Source organism: Desulfocurvus sp. DL1XJH-121 (assembly GCF_054819825.1).
In genome coordinates, this window is the sequence record NZ_JBTVWW010000002.1 from 260,855 (window position 1) to 278,811 (window position 17,957).

At 66.4% G+C, this 17,957-nt stretch carries 19 protein-coding genes and 2 tRNA genes; 15 read left to right on the forward strand and 6 right to left on the reverse strand.

Features of this window, described 5'->3' with window-relative positions; translation table 11 throughout:
- Positions 1 to 124: 124 nt before the first annotated feature.
- A complete protein-coding gene (locus tag ACYYG1_RS02645) occupies positions 125 to 409 on the reverse strand; it encodes a hypothetical protein (protein ID WP_461208719.1) in 285 nt (94 codons plus the stop codon).
- A 194-nt stretch (positions 410 to 603) separates the two neighbouring features.
- Between ACYYG1_RS02645 and ACYYG1_RS02650 the strand changes: the two genes are divergently transcribed.
- The 13 genes from ACYYG1_RS02650 to ACYYG1_RS02710 all read left to right on the forward strand — a co-directional run bounded on the left by ACYYG1_RS02650 (position 604) and on the right by ACYYG1_RS02710 (position 12,558).
- Positions 604 to 678: transfer RNA gene (locus tag ACYYG1_RS02650), tRNA-Val, on the forward strand.
- Positions 679 to 802: 124 nt separating this feature from the next.
- Positions 803 to 2,740, forward strand: coding sequence for a threonine--tRNA ligase (gene thrS / locus ACYYG1_RS02655; protein ID WP_461208720.1), 1,938 nt, complete (start codon positions 803 to 805; stop codon positions 2,738 to 2,740).
- On the forward strand, positions 2,721 to 3,245 hold the full coding sequence (infC, locus tag ACYYG1_RS02660; RefSeq protein ID WP_461208773.1) for a translation initiation factor IF-3: 525 nt from the start codon (positions 2,721 to 2,723) through the stop codon (positions 3,243 to 3,245). Before thrS ends, infC begins: the two co-directional genes overlap by 20 nt.
- A 138-nt stretch (positions 3,246 to 3,383) precedes the next feature.
- Positions 3,384 to 3,593 (forward strand): 50S ribosomal protein L35, encoded by a 210-nt coding sequence (gene rpmI / locus ACYYG1_RS02665; protein WP_461208721.1) that lies wholly within the window; start codon positions 3,384 to 3,386, stop codon positions 3,591 to 3,593.
- Positions 3,594 to 3,676: 83 nt separating this feature from the next.
- On the forward strand, positions 3,677 to 4,030 hold the full coding sequence (gene rplT / locus ACYYG1_RS02670; protein WP_461208722.1) for a 50S ribosomal protein L20: 354 nt from the start codon (positions 3,677 to 3,679) through the stop codon (positions 4,028 to 4,030).
- A gap of 2 nt (positions 4,031 to 4,032) precedes the next feature.
- Complete coding sequence (pheS, locus tag ACYYG1_RS02675; RefSeq protein WP_461208723.1) at positions 4,033 to 5,085, forward strand: phenylalanine--tRNA ligase subunit alpha; 1,053 nt, start codon at positions 4,033 to 4,035, stop codon at positions 5,083 to 5,085.
- Positions 5,086 to 6,039: 954 nt separating this feature from the next.
- Positions 6,040 to 6,639 carry a sigma factor-like helix-turn-helix DNA-binding protein gene (locus ACYYG1_RS02680; protein ID WP_461208724.1) on the forward strand — a complete coding sequence of 200 codons (600 nt, stop codon included), beginning with the start codon at positions 6,040 to 6,042 and terminating at the stop codon, positions 6,637 to 6,639.
- 183 nt (positions 6,640 to 6,822) lie between these two features.
- Positions 6,823 to 7,257, forward strand: coding sequence for an Hsp20/alpha crystallin family protein (locus ACYYG1_RS02685; RefSeq protein ID WP_461208725.1), 435 nt, complete (start codon positions 6,823 to 6,825; stop codon positions 7,255 to 7,257).
- Between the two features lie 13 nt (positions 7,258 to 7,270).
- Positions 7,271 to 9,763 carry a Lon protease family protein gene (locus ACYYG1_RS02690; protein ID WP_461208726.1) on the forward strand — a complete coding sequence of 831 codons (2,493 nt, stop codon included), beginning with the start codon at positions 7,271 to 7,273 and terminating at the stop codon, positions 9,761 to 9,763.
- Between the two features lie 212 nt (positions 9,764 to 9,975).
- The gene (locus ACYYG1_RS02695; RefSeq protein ID WP_461208727.1) at positions 9,976 to 10,290 is read left to right on the forward strand and encodes a YbjQ family protein; all 315 of its coding nucleotides are present in this window, start codon (positions 9,976 to 9,978) and stop codon (positions 10,288 to 10,290) included.
- 1 nt (position 10,291) lies between these two features.
- Complete coding sequence (locus ACYYG1_RS02700; protein ID WP_461208728.1) at positions 10,292 to 10,744, forward strand: YbjQ family protein; 453 nt, start codon at positions 10,292 to 10,294, stop codon at positions 10,742 to 10,744.
- Positions 10,745 to 10,750: 6 nt separating this feature from the next.
- Positions 10,751 to 11,647 (forward strand): M48 family metallopeptidase, encoded by an 897-nt coding sequence (locus ACYYG1_RS02705; RefSeq protein ID WP_461208729.1) that lies wholly within the window; start codon positions 10,751 to 10,753, stop codon positions 11,645 to 11,647.
- Positions 11,644 to 12,558 (forward strand): diguanylate cyclase domain-containing protein, encoded by a 915-nt coding sequence (locus tag ACYYG1_RS02710; RefSeq protein WP_461208730.1) that lies wholly within the window; start codon positions 11,644 to 11,646, stop codon positions 12,556 to 12,558. Before ACYYG1_RS02705 ends, ACYYG1_RS02710 begins: the two co-directional genes overlap by 4 nt.
- Before the next feature lie 157 nt (positions 12,559 to 12,715).
- Here ACYYG1_RS02710 and ACYYG1_RS02715 read toward each other — a convergent pair whose 3' ends face one another.
- Positions 12,716 to 13,369 (reverse strand): GntR family transcriptional regulator, encoded by a 654-nt coding sequence (locus ACYYG1_RS02715; RefSeq protein WP_461208731.1) that lies wholly within the window; start codon positions 13,367 to 13,369, stop codon positions 12,716 to 12,718.
- Positions 13,370 to 13,614: 245 nt separating this feature from the next.
- On the opposite strand from ACYYG1_RS02715, the gene rarD reads away from it, so the two are divergent.
- Together rarD and ACYYG1_RS02725 are read left to right on the forward strand one after the other, a co-directional pair.
- Positions 13,615 to 14,520 carry an EamA family transporter RarD gene (gene rarD, locus ACYYG1_RS02720; protein ID WP_461208732.1) on the forward strand — a complete coding sequence of 302 codons (906 nt, stop codon included), beginning with the start codon at positions 13,615 to 13,617 and terminating at the stop codon, positions 14,518 to 14,520.
- A gap of 31 nt (positions 14,521 to 14,551) precedes the next feature.
- Complete coding sequence (locus tag ACYYG1_RS02725; RefSeq protein ID WP_461208733.1) at positions 14,552 to 15,736, forward strand: glycosyltransferase family protein; 1,185 nt, start codon at positions 14,552 to 14,554, stop codon at positions 15,734 to 15,736.
- A 62-nt stretch (positions 15,737 to 15,798) separates the two neighbouring features.
- Here ACYYG1_RS02725 and ACYYG1_RS02730 read toward each other — a convergent pair.
- The 4 genes from ACYYG1_RS02730 to ACYYG1_RS02745 all read right to left on the reverse strand — a co-directional run bounded on the left by ACYYG1_RS02730 (position 15,799) and on the right by ACYYG1_RS02745 (position 17,917).
- Positions 15,799 to 15,874: transfer RNA gene (locus tag ACYYG1_RS02730), tRNA-Thr, on the reverse strand.
- An 86-nt stretch (positions 15,875 to 15,960) separates the two neighbouring features.
- Positions 15,961 to 16,341, reverse strand: a complete 381-nt coding sequence (locus tag ACYYG1_RS02735) for a putative zinc-binding protein (protein ID WP_461208734.1) — start codon at positions 16,339 to 16,341, stop codon at positions 15,961 to 15,963.
- Positions 16,342 to 16,354: 13 nt separating this feature from the next.
- Positions 16,355 to 16,588: a thioredoxin family protein gene (locus ACYYG1_RS02740; protein WP_461208735.1), complete on the reverse strand. Its 234-nt coding sequence runs from the start codon at positions 16,586 to 16,588 to the stop codon at positions 16,355 to 16,357.
- Between the two features lie 27 nt (positions 16,589 to 16,615).
- On the reverse strand, positions 16,616 to 17,917 hold the full coding sequence (locus tag ACYYG1_RS02745) for a permease (protein ID WP_461208736.1): 1,302 nt from the start codon (positions 17,915 to 17,917) through the stop codon (positions 16,616 to 16,618).
- Positions 17,918 to 17,957 lie beyond the last annotated feature (40 nt).

Consider the following 17,957-nt stretch of genomic DNA (forward strand, 5'->3'; position numbering starts at 1 on the left):
GTTTTCCGCTAAAAAAACAAGGAGTCTGGTCTGATGGAGGTGGTCGGAGGGCGATTTCCCCGTGGTCCGGGAAAAAGGCCCGCAGCTCGGGCTGCGGGCCTTGGGAAGGGGCTGGCGAAAGGCGTCAGGGCTTGTCCGCGTCGCACATCTGCATGAAGGTGTCGCCGCAATAGGAGGCCAGGTTGAAGGACTTGTAGCCGTTGGCCGGGTCCTCGGCGTAGCGGAACCCGAGCTTGGATTCGGGGTTGAACTGGTTCACGTCGGCGTTGGAGCCGCGAAAGAACGGACAGTCATTGTTGCAGCAGACCAGGATCCTGCCCCAGCCCGTTTCCGGGGGGCCGTCCCAGGGTTGCAGCGTGTTTCCGCAGTGCGGACAGGTATGGTCGGTGGCGATCTCGTTCAAGGACATGGTTTCCCCCTTGGGGCCTGTGCGTTGCGAGAGTTGATTCTCTGCCGATCCCAGGCAACTAAGGCCCGGGGGGCGCTTTGTCCAGCCCCGGACGGGAATTTGGCCCGCCCCGGGGGCCCGGGGAGGAAAAAGGGGAGAATATGCTTGACAGCCGGGGAACGTGGAAATATACGTTCTCTTCCCCATCAGGGAGTAGGCCCGTAGCTCAGGGGGAGAGCACTTGCTTGACGCGCAAGGGGTCAGCAGTTCAAATCTGCTCGGGCCTACCAAATTTTGACTGACAGGGAGGCCCAGAGGCCTCCCTGAGTTGTTTTGTGTCCGGGACGGACGCGGAGCCCAGAGGCTCTGCGGCCTCCCCATTATATTATAAGGAAATTGCGCGGGAGACGTGTCGTGGAGATCATGGTTGCCGGTCAACCGGTCCAGGCGCAGGCCGGCGAGACCTGCTCCGAAGTTCTGGAGCGGGCGCTGTCCAAGAAGAAGTTCAAGCAGGTGGTGGCCTGCCGCTCGTGCGGCGTGGTCGTGGACCTGTTCCGCCCCGTGAACGGCGAATGCGCCGAGCTGGAGCCCGTGTTCGAGGATACGACCGAAGGCCTGGAGATCATCCGCCACAGCGCGGCCCATATCATGGCCGACGCCGTCAAACGCCTGTTCCCCGAGGCCAGGGTGACCATCGGCCCGGCCATCGAGAACGGCTTCTACTACGATTTCGACTACGAGCGTCCCTTCACCCCCGACGACCTCGAGGCCATCGAGGCCGAGATGCGGCGCATCGTGGGCCAGGACCTGCCCTTCCGGGCGCGGGTGGCCACCAAGGCCGCGGCCACGCTGCTGTTCGACGAGCTGGGCGAGAACTACAAGACCGAGATCATGGAAGACCTGGGCGAGGAGCGGTTCACCCTCTACACCCACGGCGAGTTCACCGATCTCTGCCGCGGCCCGCACATCCCCAGCACCGGCCGCCTCAAGGCCTTCAAGCTCTTGTCCGTGGCCGGGGCCTACTGGCGCGGGGACGAGAAGAACAAGATGCTCCAGCGCATCTACGGCACCGCCTTCGACAGCGAGAAGGCCTTGAAGGCCCACTTGGCGCAGATTGAGGAAGCCAAGAAGCGCGACCACCGCAAGCTCGGCCCGGCGCTGGACCTGTTCAGCTTCCACGAGGAAGGCGGCGCGGGCATGGCCTACTGGCATCCCAAGGGCGCGCTGCTCAGGACCATCCTTGAGGACTTCGTGGCCAAGGAGATGCTCAAGCGCGGCTACGACATCGTGCGTACCCCCATGATCCTCAAGCGCGAGCTCTGGGAGACCTCCGGGCACTACGAGAACTACCGCGAGAACATGTACTTCACGGAGATCGACGAGACCCCCTACGGGGTCAAGCCCATGAACTGCGTGGGGCACATCCTGATCTACAACACGGGCAGGAAGAGCTACCGCGACTTGCCCAAGCGCTATTTCGAGTTCGGCGTGGTCCATCGCCACGAGAAGTCCGGCGTGCTGCACGGCCTCTTGCGCGTGCGCCAGTTCACCCAGGACGACGCGCACATCATCTGCCGCCCGGACCAGCTGCAGGACGAGATCAAGGGCGTGATGCACTGGATCCAGGACCTCATGGGGCTCTTCGACTTCGAGTGCCTGATGGAGATCAGCACCCGCCCCGAGAAGTCCATCGGCTCCGACGAGGACTGGGAGCGCGCAACCCGCGCCCTCATGGACGCCATGGACGACATGGGCCTGCCCTACGAGATCAACGAGGGCGACGGCGCGTTCTACGGTCCCAAGATCGACGTCAAGCTGCGCGACTGCCTGGGCCGCGAGTGGCAGTGCTCCACGATTCAGGTCGATTTCACCTTGCCAGAACGATTTGACATGGTATACATCGGCGACGATGGTGAGAGGCACCGTCCTGTCATGGTGCATCGAGCCATCATGGGATCGGTGGAACGGTTCATCGGCGTGCTCACCGAGCACTTCGCCGGAGCGTTCCCCACGTGGCTGGCTCCGGTGCAGGCGCGCATCGTCACCGTGACCGATGCACAGCAGGAGTTCGCCCAGGCCGCCTTGGCCGCCCTGCAGGAACGCGGGGTGCGCGTCGAGGCGGATTTGCGTAATGAAAAGCTGGGCTACAAGGTGCGTGAAGCCCAGGTGCAGAAGATACCCTACATCCTGGTGGTGGGGGACAAGGAAGTGGAAGCCGGCGGCGTCAACGTGCGCCTGCGCGGCGAAAATCTCGGCCTCAAGACCTTGGACGAGGCTGTGGGAATGGTTCAGGACGAGAGTGCCGAACCGTTCAAACGAGGAGGAATGAGCTATAGCTTCAGCAGCCGTTAACGCCCGGTGCAACAGGCAGATTCGGGTGCGCGAGGTGCTCGTGATCGACGCCAACGGCGATCAGGCGGGCATCATGCCTACACAGGACGCCCTGCGCCTCGCCGAGGAGCAGGGACTGGATCTGGTGGAAGTGGCGCCCAACGCCCGTCCGCCGGTATGCAAGATCATGGACTTCGGGCGATACAAGTACCAGCAGCAGAAAAAGCTGCAGGAGGCCCGGAAGAAACAGAGCGTGGTGCAGATCAAGGAGATCAAGGTCCGGCCCAAAACCGACGACCATGATTTCAACACCAAGCTCAAGCATGTGACGCGTTTTCTGGAGAACGGCGACCGGGTCAAGGTCACCGTGTTCTTCCGGGGCCGCGAGATCGTGCACAAGGATCGCGGACTGATGGTCTTGGAGCGCATGGTGGAAGCCGTGGGCGACATCGCCAAGGTGGAGCAGCTGCCGCGTTCCGAAGGCCGGACCATGAGCCTCCTGCTTGCCCCTGTGAAGTCCTCCTAGCCGCAGGCCTCCTCCCCGGGAAGCAGCAAGCGCCCGCGCGGGGCGCAGAAATTTCCGGGCGGCGCGAGCCGCCCGGGCTCCGGCCTTTGCCGGAGCGTCGTCATGGAAGATCGAGACCCCTTTAAGGAGTGAACAGAGATGCCCAAGATCAAGACCAACCGGAGCGCCGCCAAACGGTTCAAGCTCACCGGTTCCGGCAAGATCCGCCGCCGCCGTCAGGGCCTGCGGCACATCTTGACCAAGAAGAGCCGCGCCCGCAAGAACCGCCTGGGCAAGCCCGCCCTGGTGGACAGCGCCAACGAGGGCGCGGTGCGCCGCATGGTGCCCGTGGCCACGTTGAAGAAGTAGGACCCGAAACAATCACGTCATATCGTTCTGCCTGCAGGGCCGGGGTAACCCAGGAGTGCGGGCCGACAAGGAGGAAATGAACGATGCGCATTAAAAGAGGAACTGTGGCCAAGAGGCGCCACAAGAAATATTTGAAGCTGGCCCGCGGCTACCGCGGCGCTCGCAGCAAGCTGTACACCACCGCCCGCGAGACCGTGGAGCGCGCCCTGGTCTACGCCTACCGCGACCGCAAGGTCCGCAAGCGGGAGTTCCGCAAGCTGTGGATCATCCGCATCAACGCCGCCGCCCGCCAGCACGGGCTGTCCTACTCCCGGATGATCGACGGCCTGAAGAAGGCCGGAGTGGAGCTGAACCGCAAGGTCCTGGCCGACATCGCCGTGCGCGACAAGGAAGGCTTCGCCAAGATCGCCGAAGTGGCCAAATCCAAGGTGAATTAGTCGTGAGTGAAGCGGGTTCCACGCTGGTGAGCGAACTCGAGGCCCTGGTGCCCGAGTTCGCCGAGGCCCTGGCCGGAATTTCCGGCAATGGCGACCTGGAGGAAATCCGCGTCCGGTTCCTGGGACGCAAGGGCCTGCTGGCTGCCAAGCTGGCGGGCCTCAAGGACCTGTCCCCCGAGGACAGGCCCCTGGCGGGAAAGACCGGCAACGCCGTCAAGGACGAGCTGACCCAGCTCTTCGAGACGCGCGAGGCCGAGCTGTCCCGCGCGGGCGCGGACCAGGACCTCTCGCGTTTCGACGCCACCATGCCCGGGCGCACCCCGGCCATGGGGTCCCTGCATCCCGTGACCCTGGTCATGGAGGAGATCTGCGAGGTCTTCTCCGGCCTGGGGTTTGAGGTGGTTTCCGGTCCCGAGATCGAGACGGACTGGTACAACTTCGAGGCCTTGAACCTGCCCCCCGAGCACCCGGCCCGCGACATGCAGGACACCCTGTACATCACGGACAACGTGGTGCTGAGGACCCATACCTCGCCTCTGCAGGTGCGGACCATGGTCAAGCAGAAGCCTCCGGTGGCGGTCATCGCCCCGGGCAAGGTCTACCGCCGCGACTCGGACATCACGCACACGCCCATGTTCCATCAGATCGAAGGGCTGCTCGTGGACCACGAGGTCTCCATGGCCGACCTGCGCGGCATGCTGACCAGCTTCGTGCAGCGCATCTTCGGCGCGGACACGCGCGTGCGCTTCCGTCCGAGCTTTTTCCCGTTCACCGAGCCCAGCGCCGAGGTGGACATCAGCTGCTGCATGTGCGGCGGCGCGGGAGAGGTGGACGGCGAGCCCTGCCGGGTCTGCAAGCAGACCGGCTGGGTGGAGATCCTGGGCTGCGGCATGGTGGACCCCGAGGTGTTCAAGGCCGTGGGCTACGACCCCGAGGCCTACACCGGGTTCGCCTTCGGCCTGGGCGTGGAGCGCGTGGCCATGTTGAAGTACGGGATAGGGGACCTGCGGATGTTCTTCGAGAACGACGCCCGCTTCCTTGGACAGTTTGCCTGATTAGAGATTGATCCGACGACGACGCATCGAGGCCTCCCGCGAAAGCGGGGGGCCTTTTTGTTTTGGGTGTTGAGTTGAGGGACTGTGGGGAGGGGCGTTGCGGGTGGCGGGTTGCGGCGTGACGAAGAGAAAAGGTGATTGTGGGTTTTGGCCATGACAGGGAAAGCATGGTCTTGGGGGACAGCTGGTTCAAACGCTTGCGCATTCGAACCAGCTGCCAAAGGGGCCGGGGGGGCGAGCCCCTCAGGCCCCTTGGACTCCCCTGCCCCCCTTTTGGGGCGGGGGCGTTACCGGGCCGAAGATACTTTTGGGAAGCTCCAAGGCGTGTCTTGCCTAGAAAGCCATGCGTGTCGGCGGAGCAGGGGCTTTGGCGGGGCTACGCGATACGCCTCCGCGTCGCCCCTATCGCCCCGATGCAGGGGGTGGTCTTGCGCGTCCGACAGGTGCGTTGCCGGAGGAGAAAGGCCGAAGGGCCATGACGTCCCGGCCGCAGGCGGTCCCTGCGTAATTCCTCGGGCTACACGGTACGCCCGGGAATTCGCTGTACGGTCCCGATTTTCGGGGTGGGTATGGGTGTGTGCCGCTGAAGTCGGTTGATGAGCTTGGACGTGAAACGGATGAGGGGCAGGATCATTGGGCATTGCCCGACCCACGGCTCTTGGCCACAAATTACCGTATTGATCGTGCCGCGACACGAGGGGAGAAATCAACGGAGGACCGCACCACCGCCACGTCCCAGCGCCCCCCGCACCCGCATGGGGCGCGACCGCGTCGCCTCCCCCATCATTCCCGACAAACCAACGCCCTACCCGCGAGGGAACGCGGCGGGCGGGGAGGGAGGGCGGAAGTGGTTTTGCGCTACGACAATTTTCCCCAACAACTTTCCCATCACACGCCACAACTATTTTCCCCACCCCATGGATGTTTCCCCTCCCCGCGCTCGAATAACAGCCCATGAAGTGCAAACAAAGAGCCACCACCATGCTCGACTGGGTGACCCTGGACAGGGCCTTGCGCGACGAGACCGCTTTTGAGACCGTGAACCCCGACGAGTTGTTCGCCCTCACCCGGAGCGTGGTCTACACCACGGTCACCGATACCATGGAAAAGGCCACGGGCCGCCTGCCCTCCAAGGACATTCTGATGGTGGTGGACACGGTCTACAACCGCTTCTGCTCCATGCCCCCCCAGCGCCTGGCCGAGGAGCGCGAGCGCTTCGGCGACGCCCTGAAGCTGATGCACGGCCTGACCCGCGAGACCACCATGGAATACGTGCGCGCGGTGCTCTACCCCACGATGCCCCTGTCGCGCATCCTGGGCCTCATGGGCGCCGACGCCATGGGCATGGCCCTCCTGGTTGACGAGACAGGCAACCCCCTGGACTCCACCCAGTGCACCGTGCTCATGATGCGCCACGGCGAGGGCCTGTCCACGTCCGAGACCGCCCAGGCCCTGGGCGTGTCCCACGACAAGGTGCGGACCATTGAGCGTAGCGCCCACCAGGCCATCGAACTGCACCTGATGACCCCGCCGCCCACGGCCAGCATCCACTGACCCGCATCGGTTTTCCCGTCGGTCCCGCTCCGCGCCCCGCCATTCCCGGCCATGGTCCCGTCCCCCCGCCGTGTGCTTCCCTCTTCCGGGAAGTTCGGTTTTTTCTCTTGTTTTTATCGGCTCTTCTGCTAAATTGGGAACAGGATTCCCCTCCCGCCAGGGGTTACGCAAGGAGGTCCGAGCATGCCCGGCTTGAAGCTCTGGGGAGAGGAGCAGCTGACCCGCATGAAGCAGGACATGGACAGGCTGTTCGAAGCCCTGTGCGCGGATTTCGGCCTGCCTCCGGCCTGCCCCCTGGACGCCTCCGGCCTGCGCCTCTCGCGCACGGACACGGAAATTGTGGTCCGGGCCCTGGTCCCCAACCTGTCCCCCGAGGATTTCTCCGTATCCGTCATCGGCCGCCGTCTGCTCATCACCGGGCACAGCTGCGAGCGCACCCCGGACGGCGCGCAGGTCTGCCGCTCCGTGCGCCGGGAGCTCTACCTGCCCTGCCGGGTGAAGGCCGACGCGGCCACGTCCGGCTATGAAAACGGCGTGATCGAAATCCACATCCCCCTCTGCCCGGCGGCGAACGGCCCGAACAACACCCACAGCGAAACCGGCCCCGGTCGGACATAGCCAGGGAGGATTCATGGCCCGCACCAAGCACCCCCTCGAACTGTCCCCGGACCAGTTGCGCGTGGGCATCGATCCCGCGTCCCTGGGCTTCGCGACCACCGACGACCTGGCCCCCATGGAGGGCATCATCGGGCAGAAGCGCGGGGTGGAGGCCTTCCGCTTTGGCATGGGCATGAACAAGAAGGGCTACAACATCTTCGTCACGGGCCAGCCCGGCAGCGGCCGCCTGGCCACGGTGAAGAAACTCCTCAAGGACCTCTCCCACAAGGACAAGGCCCCGGACGACATGGCCTACGTGAACAACTTCCCCCGCCCGGAGCAGCCCATCCTGCTGCGCTTTCCCGCGGGCCAGGGCAGGAAGTTCAAGAAGGCCATGACGGAATTCCTGGACAGCGTGCGCCGCGAGATCCCCCAGCTCTTCGAAAGCGAGGAATACATCGCCCGCAAGAACGACATCGCCGAGACCCACGAACGCCGGGTGCGCGAATTCTACAAGTCCATCGAGGAGAAGGTGCAGGACACGGGGCTGGTGGTGGTGCGCATGCAGATGGGCAACATCCAGCGCCCGGACCTGGTGCCCCTGGTGGACGGCGAGCCCAAGCGCATGGTGGACCTGGAGGAACTGGTGGACAAGGGCCGCTTCCCGCAGGAGGAATACGAGCGGCTGCGGGACAAGCGCCTGGAGCTCAAGGAACAGCTGGACGCCATCGTGGAACAGGTCAAGGACCTGCACAAGGACGTGGCCAAGAAGCACGACGAAGTGGACAAGCTGATGTTCCTGTCCCTGGCCGAGGAGTTCATGGCCCCGGTGAAAAAGGCCTTCGGCGGCAAGAAGGTGCGCGCCTTCCTGGACTCGGTCCTGGAGCACATGAGCGAGAACCTTGACGACGTGCGCATGCTCGGCGGCCAGGCGCCCCAGGCGCCCCAGGGCCTGCCCTTCCTGCCCATGGCCCCCAACGCCGAGGCGCTCACGCGCCCCTACCAGGTGAACCTGGTGGTGGACAATTCCGGGTGCGGCTCGCCGCCGGTGATCTTCGAGTCCTACCCCTCCTACCGCAACCTCTTCGGGTCCATCGACCGCGTGGGCGACCGCACGGGCGGCTGGCACACGGACTTCTCGCGCATCAAGGCCGGGAGCTTCGTCAAGGCCAACGGCGGCTACCTGGTGCTGAACCTCCTGGACGCCATCATGGAGCCCGGGGTCTGGCCCACGCTCAAGCGGTCCTTGAAGACCGAGAAAATCGAGATCGAGACCTACGACCCCTATTATTTCCTGACCGGCGCGAGCCTCAAGCCCGAGTCCATCGACATGGACGTGAAGGTGGTGGTCATGGCCGACCCGCGCCTCTACCACCTGCTGCGGCACTACGACCAGGACACGGCCAAGATATTCAAGGTCCGCGCGGACTACGAGAGCTTCATGGATCTGACGGACGAGGCCCTGTCCCAGATGGCCAAGTTCGTGAAGGCCGAGGCGGACAAGGAAAAGCTCAAGCCCTTCACGGCCGAGGCCGTGGCCGCCGTGGCCGAGCACGCCGTGCGCCTGGCGGGCCGCCGCGAAAAGCTGTCCACGGCCTTTCCGGCTCTGGCGGACCTCCTGGCCGAGGCCGACTACTACGCCCGGTCCCAGGAGGCCGGGACCGTGGGCCCGGACCACGTGCACCAAGCCCTGGAGTCCAAGATCTACCGCTCCAACCAGCTGGAGGAACGCCTGCAGGAGATGATCGACCGGGGCACCCTGTTCGTGGACACGGACGGGGCGGCCGTGGGCCAGGTCAACGGCCTGGCCGTGTTTTCCCTGGGCGACTACGCCTTCGGCCGCCCCTCGCGCATCACCGCCGTGACCAGCCTGGGCAAGGAGGGCATCATCAACATCGAGCGCGAAGCCGAGATGTCCGGGCCCACGCACAACAAGGGCATGCTCATCCTCTCGGGCTATCTGCGCGCGCATTTCGCCCAGGACGTGCCCATGACCCTGGCAGCTTCCATCGCCTTCGAGCAGTCCTACGGCGGGGTGGACGGCGACTCGGCCTCGTCCACGGAACTCTACGCCCTGCTCTCCAGCCTCTCGGGGCTGCCCCTGCGCCAGGACATCGCGGTGACCGGGTCCGTGAACCAGAAGGGCGATATCCAGCCCATCGGCGGGGTCAACGAGAAAATCGAGGGGTTCTTCCTGTGCTGTCGGCACGCGGGCCTCACGGGCCGCCAGGGGGTCATGATCCCCCGGGCCAACGTGGGCGACCTGATGCTCAGGCCCGAGGTGGTGGCGGCCGTGCGGGAGGGACGGTTCCACATCTGGGCCGTGGCCACTGTCGAGGAGGGCGTCGAGCTGCTCACGGGCACCAAGGCGGGCAGACGCACCAAGACGGGCTGGACCCGGGGGTCCGTGTTCGCCCTGGCCCAGGCCCGGCTCAAGGAGCTGGCCGACGTGCTGCGCGATTACGGCAAGCCTGAGAAAAAAAAGAGCGGGAAGAAGAAGGGAAAAAGCGTTTCCAAGGGCAAATGACCCGCCGGACGCGGCCCCGCGGGGAGTGGGCCGTGCGCAACGCACGGAGCGGGGGCGAGGGCCGCCGCCCGAAGGGCGTGCCCCAGGGGCCTCCCGAAAGGGAGGCCCCTTTCTCGTATCCCATGGGAAAAGGGATAAACGGTACTTTGTTTTGCTTTCGGCCGCGCAAACGGGTATCCAGTATGACCCATACGACATTCAAAGGAGTCTCCATGATCCTGACGAACATCGAAAGCATACCCGGCAAGACCATTGTCGAACACTTCGGGCTGGTCTCGGGAAACACCATCCGCGCGCGCAACGTGGGCGTGGACTTCCTCGCCTGGCTCAAGAACTTCATCGGTGGAGAGCTCAAAGGCTACACAAAACTCCTGCAGCAGTCGCGCCAGGAGGCCCTGGAACGCATGGTGCTGCAGGCCGAACAACTGGGGGCCAACGCCGTGGTCAACGTGCGCTTCGCCACCTCCAGCATTGCGGGCGGGGCCGCGGAACTCTACGCCTACGGCACGGCCGTGCGGGTGCAGTAGCATGTCCGACCTGCTGTTCCTGGTGCTGCTCCTGGCCGTGTGCTGCCTCATCGGTTCCATCCTGGAGCGGCGGCACTACAGGAGCATCGAGGAACGCGAACGGGCCACCGTGGGCCTGCCGCTGACCACGGGCAAGACCCTGCCCGTGGACCCCGGCCGGGCCGAGGTCGTGGCCCTGGTCGCGGGCAGCGCCGTGGTTTCCGTGGACTATTTCAAACGCTTTCTGGCCTGGTTGCGCAACATCTTCGGCGGACGGGTCAAGTCCTACGAGCCCTTGCTGGACCGCGCCCGGCGCGAGGCCGTGCTGCGCATGAAGGAACAGACCCCCGACGCCCACTGCATCGTGAACGTGCGCATCGAGACCTCCTCCATCAGCAAATCCAGCAAGCGCCGGCGCATCAGCTGCGTGGAAGTCGTGGCCTACGGCACGGCCGTGCGCTTCAGGGACAGCTGAGGCCGCATGCAGTACACGCCCCGGCTGCCCCGCACCAACGTCAACGTCAGCCCCGGCTCGCGCCTGGGGGATCTGGCCCTGATGCTCGGCGCGCTGGCCGCGCTGGCCGTGCTGGTCTACGCGGGCCTGGGCCTGGCCGTGGACTACGCGGCCTCGCGCATCTCCTTCGCCACCGAGCAGAAAATCATGCACATGCTGGGCGGCCATCCCATATTGCGCTCGGCCCGGCCCGCGCCGGACAACGTGGCAGGCCTGGCCGAGGCCGTACGCGCCCGGACCACGGACGTTCCCGGTCCGGTGCGCGTGCTGGTGCGCGACGACGACCACCCCGGGGCCTTCGCCCTGCCCGGCGGTGTGCTGCTCCTGACCTCGGGGCTGCTCCGGACCGTGCAATCGCAGAACGAGCTGGCCTTTGTCCTGGGGCACGAGCTGGGCCACGTGGCCCACAGGGACCACCTGCGCGCCCTGGGCAGGGGGCTGGTGCTCATGTCCATGAGCGCCCTGGTGCTGGACGCGGACTCCGGGCCGGGCAGGGCCGTGGGCGGCATGATCCAGCTCACGGACCTGAACTTCACCCGGACCCAGGAATTCTGGGCCGACGAGGCCGGGCAGGACGCCCTGTTCGCCCTCTACGGGCACGTGCAGGGGGCCGTGAGCGTGCTCGACAGGCTCGGGCGGCAACGCGAGCCCTCCTGGCTGGAACGCCTGGGCAGCACCCACCCGGACATGGACGACCGCCTGCGCCACCTGCGTGAACGCGCCAAGGCCAAGGGCTACCCCGAACGGGGCCCACTGCTGCCCGTGAACCCCGGGCTGCAGACGAAAGCCGCGCCCCTGGCGCAACCACAGGCAACAATGATAGGGACAAGAATACCCTGTCCAGAGCCAAGGAGCCACGCGTGAACCACGAGCCCAAACGAATCCTCATAGTGGACGATTCGCCCGCCAACATCGCCCGCCTGTCCCAGGCCCTGGCAGACGAATTCGAGGTCCGCACCGTGGATGACGGCGAGCAGGCCCTGCGCCTGCTGAACGTGCAGGAGGATTCCGAGCGCCCGGATCTCGTGCTGCTGAACGTCGTCCTGCCGGGCATGGACGGCTACGAGGCCTGCCGCAGGATCAAGGACGACCCGGCCACCTCGGCCATCCCCGTGATCCTGGTCTCGGACAAGCGCGACGAGGAGGAGGAGACCCGGGGCCTGGAGATCGGGGCCGTGGACTACATCACCAAGCCCTTCAGCCTGCCCATCGTCAGGGCCCGCGTGCGCACCCACGTGGAGCTCAAGCGCCAGCGCGACATCCTCAGCGAACTGTCCTCGGTGGACGGGCTCACGGGCATCGCCAACCGCCGCCGCTTCGACGAGTTCTATGACCTGGAATGGCTGCGCTCCAAGCGTCGCCAGACGCCCCTGTCCCTGATCATGGCCGACATCGACCACTTCAAGGCCTACAACGACGCCTACGGCCACGCCCAAGGCGACGAATGCCTGAAGGCCGTGGCCGGGGCCATGAGCGACTGCCTCAAGCGGCCCACGGACCTAGTGGCCCGCTACGGAGGGGAGGAATTCGTGGTGGTGCTGCCCGAAACCGGGCCCGAGGGGGCCGGACATCTGGCCGAGGACATGCGCGTCAGCGTGCAGAATCTGCGCATCCCCCACGCGGATTCCGCCGTGGCCGGGCACGTGACCATCAGCCTGGGCACCGGAACCATGGTCCCCGACCCGGACCACGAACCCGAGGCCCTGGTCAAGCTGGCCGACGACATGCTCTACAAGGCCAAGAACAACGGCAGGAACCAGGTCCAGGTGGGCTAAACAGCCGGACCCTGGCCAGCCGCCCTGCGGGCGACGAGCTACGCAACGTCGACTAATTTTTCCCTTCCTGAAAAATTGTCAAACCCTCGCGTATATGGACATACGCGAGGGTTTTTACTTTTCGCAGCAACGAAGCAGATTGCGCTTTTTGGGCGGCCTACTGGCCGAACAGCTTCCTGATGTCGGAGAAATGATCGCGGATGGCGGTCGCCACCTGCTCCAGGTCGCGGCTCTCCAGGGCGTCGATGAGCTCGTTGTGCAGGGTGGCCTGGCGCCGGGGCCGCAGGCCCTCGCCCCCGTAGTGCCCGCCCAGCAGCGCCCAGTAGTAGTTGCCCAGGGCTTCCCAGGCCCCCAGCAGGAAGGCGTTGCCCGAGGCGCGCACCAGCTCCTTGTGGAAGCCGATGTCCTGCTTGCGCAGGTTCTTGGTGTCCCCGTCCTCGGCGTAGCGGGTCATGTTCTCCACCAACTGGCGCAGCTTGCCCACGTCCAGGAGAGAGCCCTCGTGCTTCTGGATGGCCCATTGCACGGCCACGGTCTCCAGCTCGATGCGTACGTCGTAGTAGTCCCCAAGCTCCTCGGGGGAGAAACGGCGCACGCGCGTGCCCTTGTAGGGTTCGGTCTCCAGGAAGCCCTTGGCGATGAGGTCGCGGATGGCCTCGCGCACCGCCCCCTGGCTGACCTGCAACTCCTTGGAGATGCGCGTCTCCACGATTTTGTCCCCGGGACGGAAGCTGCCGGACAGGATGGCGTCCACGAGGTAGTCGCCCACCTCGTCCCTGAGCACTCGCCTGGTGATGATGCCGTGCTGCATGGATATCCCCCTGGCCCGGGGGGAACCCGCCGGGCCGAATGGTTGGCTCGTCGTTGGAACGCTGGATTTTCAAATCTTTTCCACGGGTTCGTTGTACCCGAGGGGGCCGATGGTATCAGCCCCCCCTGCGTGTTGCAATCCATTCTCGAATATGGATTCCCTGCGCCGGGCAGGCGCGGTCCTTGACATCCACGGCCCGAGGCATACCTTCGTGCCTCGCCGCAACCGCTTCATCGAGGTCCCCCATGCCCGACTCCGATCCGTCCCCCCGTACCCGGGGCGCGGCCTCCGCGACCCTGGCCTTCCTGCTCTGGGGGCTGTTGCCCGTGTACTGGAAATGCCTGGGCCAGGTCCCGGCCCTGGAGATCCTCTGCCACCGCATCGTCTGGAGCCTGGCCTTCGTGGCCCTGGCCCTGGCCGCGACCCGCCGCTTCGGCGAGCTGCGCGCGGCCCTGGCCTCGCGCCGCACCGTGGGCATCCTCTGCCTGACCAGCGCCCTGGTTTCGGTGAACTGGTTCACCTACATCTGGGCCGTGAACGCCGGGCACGTGGTGGAGGCCAGCCTGGGGTACTACATCAACCCCCTGGTGAACGTGGTCCTGGGCTTCATGTTCCTGGGCGAGCGCCCGGGGCGGGTGCAGGTCCTGGCCATCCTCCTGGCCGCCGCCGGGGTCTCCGTGCAGGTCCTGGCCCACGGCCAAGTGCCCTGGATCGCCCTGCTCCTGGCCGTGTCCTTCGGCCTGTACGGGCTGGCGCGCAAGGTGGTGCGGGTGGAATCCCTGCCCGGGCTGTTTTTCGAGACCGCGGCCCTGGGCCTGCCCGCCGCGATCTGGCTGCTGCACCTGGGCCTGACGGGCCAGGGCGCCCTGGGCAGCCAGGGGACGGGCACCGACGCCCTGCTGGTGGGCGCGGGCGTGGTCACGGCCCTGCCCCTGGCGGCCTTCGCCCACGCGGCACGCAGGCTGTCCCTGGTGACCGTGGGCGTGTTCCAGTACATGGCCCCCACGTGCATGTTCCTCCTGGGCGTGTTCGTATACCGCGAACCCTTCTCCCAGGCCCATCTCATGACCTTCCTGCTCATCTGGGCGGGCATCGCCGTGTACACGGCGGACGGCTACGCCCGGCTCAGGCGGCTGCGCACGGCCCATTGACGCCGGGGGCCGCGCTCCCGTACCACACGGCATGGCCCCCGCATCCCCCCGCGTCCTGTTCCTGCGCTTCAGCTACTTCCTGGAGCGCGAACTCATGGCCGCCTTCGTCCGCTCCCGGGCCGAGGTGCGGGCCTTCTTTCCCGAGCGCGAGGCCCGTGGGCCGGACCAGTACGTGCGGGCCCTCGTGGAGCGCGTGGCCGAATTCAGGCCCGACGTCGTCTTCAGCGTGAACTTCCTGGGCGCGGACGAGAACGGCGCGCTCTTCGACCTGCTGCGGCGCACGGGCGTGCGCTTCGCCACCTGGTTCGTGGACAGCCCGGAGCTGTTCCTGCACGGCATGCGCCCCCTGCCCGGAGCCCAGCCCACGGTCTTCTGCTGCGACCCGGACGCCCGGGCCAAGCTGGCCCCCGCCGGCCTCGCGAACGTGCACGTCCTGCCCCTGGCCGCGGACGCCGCGCGTTTCGACCTGGATGCCCCGTTGCCCAAACCCGGACGCGGGCCCGTGACCTTCGTGGGCAGCACCTGGGAAGGCAAGCTCGCGGCCACCCGCAAGGCCTTCGATTTTCCGCAAGCCGTGCTGGAGACGTACCCGGACGCCGGATGCGCCCTGGCCCGAACCGACTACCAAGGCCCGGCCCTGGATGTCCTCACGCGGGACTGCCCGGATTTCGCCCAGGTCCTGGAATCCCTGGACACGGCCATGCAACGCGGAGCCCTGCACCTGGCCTGCTGGGAAGGCAACCGGCTGTACCGCCTGGACTGCGTGCGGCGCATGGCCCGGGCCCCGGGGCGGGCGCTGGCGGCCGGGGACGACGGCTGGCGGGACGCCCTGGGGGACCTGGCCAACGCGGACACCGCCGGGCCCCTGGGCTACTACACGCCGGACCTGGAACGCCTGTACCGGGAGGCGGCTGTGAACTTCTGCTGCTCGGGCGTGCAGATGCCCGGGGCCGTGACCCAGCGGGCCTTCGACGTGCCCGCGGCGGGCGGCTTCCTGCTCACGGACCGGCGCAGGCAGATGGACGAACTCTTCGAGCCCGGGGTGGAGTCGGCCTGCTACGAGGGCCCCGAGGACATCGCCGAGGCCGTGGGCCGCTGGCTGGGCGACCCCGAAGGCCGCCGCGCTCTGGCCCTGGCCGCGCGCAGGCGCATCCGCGCCGAGCACACCTACGACCACCGCGTGGCCGCCATCCTGGACGTGCTGGGCCAGGGCTGACGCCCCCGACCGCGCCCACGTAAAAAGGCCGCCACCCTGGGGTGACGGCCTTGATTATCCTGTGGAGCCCACGAGCAGAATTGAACTGCTGACCTCATCCTTACCAAGGATGCGCTCTACCTACTGAGCTACGTGGGCCCGGTGCGCCCAAAGGCGCAGACGGCGATTTAATCCATCAGCGCGCCCAGGGTCAAGCAAAAAGCTCCGTTATGCCTTTGGCCTGCCTACGCCAGCAGGCCAGCGGCCTCGGCCATCACGCGGGCCACGTTCTCCTCGCTGACGGGCGAATCCCCCTTTTTCAGGCCCATGTCGCCCAGGCGCAGGTGCATGAACTCCGTGAACCCCGCCTCCTCCAGGGACTTGCGGGCGCATTCCAGGGGGCAGCCGTCGATGGCCAGGATGGCCGAGGCGGCCTCCGTGGTCTTGACGATGCCCGAGACCCGGCCGCCGATGCCCGCCAGGCAGAACATCTTGCCCTTGCCCTCGCGGGTCAGGCCGCGGGCCGCGCGGTCGGCCAGCTCGCCCACGTCGGCGGCGCCGGAACAGGAAAAAATCAACTTGGGCGCGCCGCCGCAGGCGCACGCGCAGGACTTGTCGTCGCTCATGGCTCCTCCTTCGCTATTTCAGGAATTCCGCTATGGCCTCGGGGTCCGGAACCTTGCCCACTACCTTGACCTCGCCGTCCACCACCAGGGCCGGAGTGATCATCACCCCGTACGTGGAGATGTCGAGCATGTTGGTGACCTTCGCCAGGTCGTATTCGATGCCCAGGCCCTTGGCGGCCTCTTCCGCGTTGGCGTAGAGCTTCTCGCACTTGGCGCAGCCCGTGCCCAACACCTTGATCTCCTTCATGGTCCTCTCCTTTGGATGTATTGGATTCTATGGATATGTGGCGCCGAAAATCATGCCGCTGACCGTGGCCATGACCACCACCAGGGAGACGAAGGCCACGGTCTTGCCCGTGCCGAGCACGCTGCGGATGACCAGCATGTTGGGCAGGCTGAGGGCCGGGCCCGCCAGGAGCAGGGCCAGGGCCGGGCCGTTGCCCATGCCGTTGCCCATGAGCCCTTGCAGGATGGGGACCTCCGTGAGGGTGGCGAAGTACATGAAGGCCCCGGCGAAGGAGGCGAAGAAGTTGGAGCCCAGGGAGTTGCCGCCCACGGCTCGGGCCACCCATTCCGAGGGGATCAGGCCCTCGCCCCCGGGACGCCCCAGGAGCGCCCCGGCGACGAGCACGCCGAAGAGCAGCAGGGGCAGGATCTGCTTGGCGAAGCCCCAGCTGGAGCTGAACCATTCGCCCAGCTCGTCCTTGCGCGTGCTGGTGAAGGCCGAGAGCCCCAACACGGCGGCGGTGAAGGCCAGGGTCGGATGCCCGGGAAAGGCCAGGGCCAGCGCCGCCGTGACCGCGGCCACCAGCGCAACGCGGCCCCAATGCATGCCGAACCAGGCCACGAGCATCACGCCCAGCCCGGCGGCGAACAGGGACGTGAGCAGCCATTTGGAGGCGTAGATGGCCTGCCACAAGCCCTGGGGCTGATCCGGACGGCCCCAGTTGGCGAAGACCAGAACGCCCACCATGGCGGCGAAATACAGGGCCGTCTGCCACAGGGGCCGGGCCGGGGCCTCGTCGGGCATCTGGGCCATGGCCATGGCCTTGCCCTTTTCCTCGTTGCGGTAGAGCCAATGCATGGCCAGGCCGATGAGCACGCTGAACAGCACCGCGCCCACGGCCCGGGCGATGCCCATCTCGGGCCCCAGGATGCGCGCCGTGAGCACGATGGCCAGGACGTTCACGGCGGGCCCGGCGTAGAGAAAGGCCGTGGCCGGGCCAAGGCCCGCGCCCATGCGGTAGATGCCAGCGAACAGGGGCAGGATGGTGCACGAGCACACGGCCAGGATGCAGCCCGAGCAGGAGGCCACGCCGTAGGCCAGGGCCTTGGGCGCCTTGGGCCCCAGGTAGCGCATCACAGAGGACTGGCTGACGAACACGCCGATGGCCCCGGCGATGAAGAAGGCGGGAATCAGACACAGGAGCACGTGCTCGCGCGCGTACCACTTGACCAGGTGAAAGGCCTCCAGCACGGCGTTGTCGAACCGCGCCCCGCCCACGGGGAGGTAATAACAGACCAGAAAGAGGCCCACGGCCCAACCGAGGGGTTTCCATTCCCGTTTCCACTGCACAGCGTTTCTCCTTGTGCACGTTTGGCGAAATAGCCAAGCG

Coding starts and splice junctions, on each gene's coding strand:
- ACYYG1_RS02735 (WP_461208734.1), bottom strand. CDS start 16,341: ATGAGCGACGACAAGTCCTGCGCGTGCGCCTGCGGCGGCGCGCCCAAG.
- ACYYG1_RS02700 (WP_461208728.1), top strand. CDS start 10,292: ATGTCCGACCTGCTGTTCCTGGTGCTGCTCCTGGCCGTGTGCTGCCTC.
- ACYYG1_RS02695 (WP_461208727.1), top strand. CDS start 9,976: ATGATCCTGACGAACATCGAAAGCATACCCGGCAAGACCATTGTCGAA.
- ACYYG1_RS02715 (WP_461208731.1), bottom strand. CDS start 13,369: ATGCAGCACGGCATCATCACCAGGCGAGTGCTCAGGGACGAGGTGGGC.
- ACYYG1_RS02690 (WP_461208726.1), top strand. CDS start 7,271: ATGGCCCGCACCAAGCACCCCCTCGAACTGTCCCCGGACCAGTTGCGC.
- ACYYG1_RS02645 (WP_461208719.1), bottom strand. CDS start 409: ATGTCCTTGAACGAGATCGCCACCGACCATACCTGTCCGCACTGCGGA.
- rplT (WP_461208722.1), top strand. CDS start 3,677: ATGCGCATTAAAAGAGGAACTGTGGCCAAGAGGCGCCACAAGAAATAT.
- ACYYG1_RS02740 (WP_461208735.1), bottom strand. CDS start 16,588: ATGAAGGAGATCAAGGTGTTGGGCACGGGCTGCGCCAAGTGCGAGAAG.
- ACYYG1_RS02685 (WP_461208725.1), top strand. CDS start 6,823: ATGCCCGGCTTGAAGCTCTGGGGAGAGGAGCAGCTGACCCGCATGAAG.
- ACYYG1_RS02680 (WP_461208724.1), top strand. CDS start 6,040: ATGAAGTGCAAACAAAGAGCCACCACCATGCTCGACTGGGTGACCCTG.
- rarD (WP_461208732.1), top strand. CDS start 13,615: ATGCCCGACTCCGATCCGTCCCCCCGTACCCGGGGCGCGGCCTCCGCG.
- ACYYG1_RS02705 (WP_461208729.1), top strand. CDS start 10,751: ATGCAGTACACGCCCCGGCTGCCCCGCACCAACGTCAACGTCAGCCCC.
- ACYYG1_RS02725 (WP_461208733.1), top strand. CDS start 14,552: ATGGCCCCCGCATCCCCCCGCGTCCTGTTCCTGCGCTTCAGCTACTTC.
- rpmI (WP_461208721.1), top strand. CDS start 3,384: ATGCCCAAGATCAAGACCAACCGGAGCGCCGCCAAACGGTTCAAGCTC.